The organism is Embleya sp. NPDC001921 (assembly GCF_053594475.1).
Genome location: NZ_JBSFEO010000152.1, coordinates 1 through 2,054, shown reverse-complemented (window position 1 = coordinate 2,054; position 2,054 = coordinate 1). Strand labels below are relative to the sequence as shown.

The 2,054-nt window shown below is 71.9% G+C and carries 4 protein-coding genes; all 4 read left to right on the top strand.

Annotated elements, in window-relative coordinates:
• Nucleotides 1-182 precede the first annotated feature (182 nt).
• The 4 genes from ACWCPW_RS51905 (at nt 183) to ACWCPW_RS51890 (ending at nt 1,958) form a co-directional block, all read left to right on the top strand.
• Entirely contained in the window at nt 183-374 is a 192-nt protein-coding gene (locus ACWCPW_RS51905) for a hypothetical protein (protein ID WP_449768672.1), read from the top strand.
• A gap of 155 nt (nt 375-529) precedes the next feature.
• Complete coding sequence (locus ACWCPW_RS51900; protein WP_449768671.1) at nt 530-1,006, top strand: hypothetical protein; 477 nt, start codon at nt 530-532, stop codon at nt 1,004-1,006.
• A 3-nt stretch (nt 1,007-1,009) separates the two neighbouring features.
• Nucleotides 1,010-1,249, top strand: coding sequence for a hypothetical protein (locus tag ACWCPW_RS51895; protein WP_449768670.1), 240 nt, complete (start codon nt 1,010-1,012; stop codon nt 1,247-1,249).
• A gap of 76 nt (nt 1,250-1,325) precedes the next feature.
• Nucleotides 1,326-1,958 carry a hypothetical protein gene (locus tag ACWCPW_RS51890; RefSeq protein WP_449768669.1) on the top strand — a complete coding sequence of 211 codons (633 nt, stop codon included), beginning with the start codon at nt 1,326-1,328 and terminating at the stop codon, nt 1,956-1,958.
• Nucleotides 1,959-2,054: the final 96 nt, after the last annotated feature.

Genomic DNA, 2,054 nt, shown 5'->3' with positions numbered 1-2,054 from the left:
ACGAAGCCACCACCGCGAACCAGGAACTCTGACGCGCCGAGGGCCCGCTGCTCGACCACGAGGGGAGCGCGGGCCCGACGCCGGACCCGGGGGGGTGGGACCGGACCAGGGACGCTACGCCCGACACCGGACAAACACCACAGCTTGATCAATACGAGACCAGAGCGACACCAAGGAGCGACATGACCGAGCCCTACGCCGAAGGCTTCCGCGTACACATGCCCGACGGCGAAACCTTCAACGGCGCCCGATTCCCCTCCGGGAGGTGCATCACGGAAGACGACCTCGGGTTCGCCGTTGTGACCGTCACCCTCGATGCGCTCCTGGAGCACTACCCCGACGCACGCGTCGAGTGGGCCCCGAACGCGTCCTGACCCACCCCGAGGGCCCGCGCTCCCCGGACGGGGATGGTGGCGCGCGGGCCCCAAAACCGGCGGGGAAGGTGCTGAGCCGGACCGCGACCGTACGCCCAAACAGCACAGCAATCCAGACCTTGATCGACATGAAACCGGACCGAAATAGGAGCGACATGGGCAGCCACGCAGACGCCGTCCTCGCCTACGGCTACAACCTCGGCGGCGGCGAAAAATGGGAAGTCGCCGAAGCCACCGGCGAATACGGCGGCCTCAACCTCGACTGGTTCACCGACTACGAAGGCGACGACGACCCCGACTTCGCCGAGGCCGCCGCCCAGCACCTCCTCGACGCCATCGGCGTCCGGACCGGCGACGGCTACGGCAGCTACCGCGAACGCGACCGGGCCCTCATGGAGCGGTACGGCGTGCGCATCGAGACGTGCTCGTACCGCGAATTCCCGACCTACCTGCTGGTCACCGAGGTCTTCGAAGCAGACTCCGGCGAGGTCCAGGCCATCGACCTGCCCGACCTCGCCCGGCGCCCCGAAGCGGGCGGCTGGGACGCGAAGTTGCGGGCGGCGCTCGCCGTACTCGGACTCACGCCCACCCGGCGGGAGCCGAGCTGGCTCCTCACCGCCACCTACGGCTGACCGATGACCTACGACTGGGACACCCACTACTTCTACAGCCGGTACGGCTTCGGCTTCGACTTCGGTCCTGGCCGTGTCACCTACGACGAGATCCGCGCCCAGCACTGGGCGGTCCACCCGCCGAGGTGCACCTGCTCGCTCGGGTGCTGCACCATTCACCCCGCCGAGCCGAGGCCCGAGCCGCCCACGAAGCCGCGCGTCGCCGACATCGCCGTCCGCGCATTCCTGACCGCCGGCCCCTGACACGGCGAAGGCCCCCGATCCCTCGGGGGCCCACGGTCCTGCGTCGCACCCGGACCGTACCGCCCCGGAGGCCACCGTGCAGCACCTCGACCACGCCGACACGACCACCGACACCGAACAGCCCACCTGCCCCAGCCACAAGCGCCGGCCCGGCGAACCGATCTGGTGCGCCGACTGCCGCGACGAACTCGCCACCCTGGTCTGGCGGCTGCCCACCCAACACGACGCGCTCCTGGCGGCGGCCGACGGACAGGCCACCCGCGGCGCCGTCGGCCGCGGCGGCACCCGCGTCGACCCGCCCAGCCCCAGCCCGGAGTTCGACGCCGCCGACGAGATGGACACCGTGCTCGCCGAGTGGGCCGCGGCCTGGCTCGACCACCTCGGCAGCACCGAAGTCCGCGGACGCACCACCGGCTGGGCGGCGCGCGTGCTGGGCGACACCCGCGGCGGGCGCGACGTCTGGGCCTGGTACCAGGCCGAAGACCTCGGGCGGGACGTCCGCGTCCTCGCCGGCGGCGCCCGCAGGCTGCTCGGCGGGACCGGCGACGTCGAGAAGATGCCGCTCCACGCACCCTGCCCCGGATGCGACACCGTCTCGCTCGTCCAAGAGGACGGCGGCGGCAAGATCACCTGCCGACGATGCCCGCGCGTCGTGCCGATTGCGGAGTACCAGGGACTCGTCGCCCGACTCCTCGGCGCCGCAGCGTGATCACCGGTGTCCCGGACGAGCCTGCCGCCCGTCCGGGACACTGACGCCATGGCCGCCCACCGCCCCCAAGTCCGCGTCACCCAGCCCCGCGGAGGC

What these genes read in the sequence shown, in the direction of transcription:
- ACWCPW_RS51895 (WP_449768670.1), top strand. Translation starts at nt 1,010, where the DNA reads ATGACCTACGACTGGGACACCCACTACTTCTACAGCCGGTACGGCTTC.
- ACWCPW_RS51905 (WP_449768672.1), top strand. Translation starts at nt 183, where the DNA reads ATGACCGAGCCCTACGCCGAAGGCTTCCGCGTACACATGCCCGACGGC.
- ACWCPW_RS51900 (WP_449768671.1), top strand. Translation starts at nt 530, where the DNA reads ATGGGCAGCCACGCAGACGCCGTCCTCGCCTACGGCTACAACCTCGGC.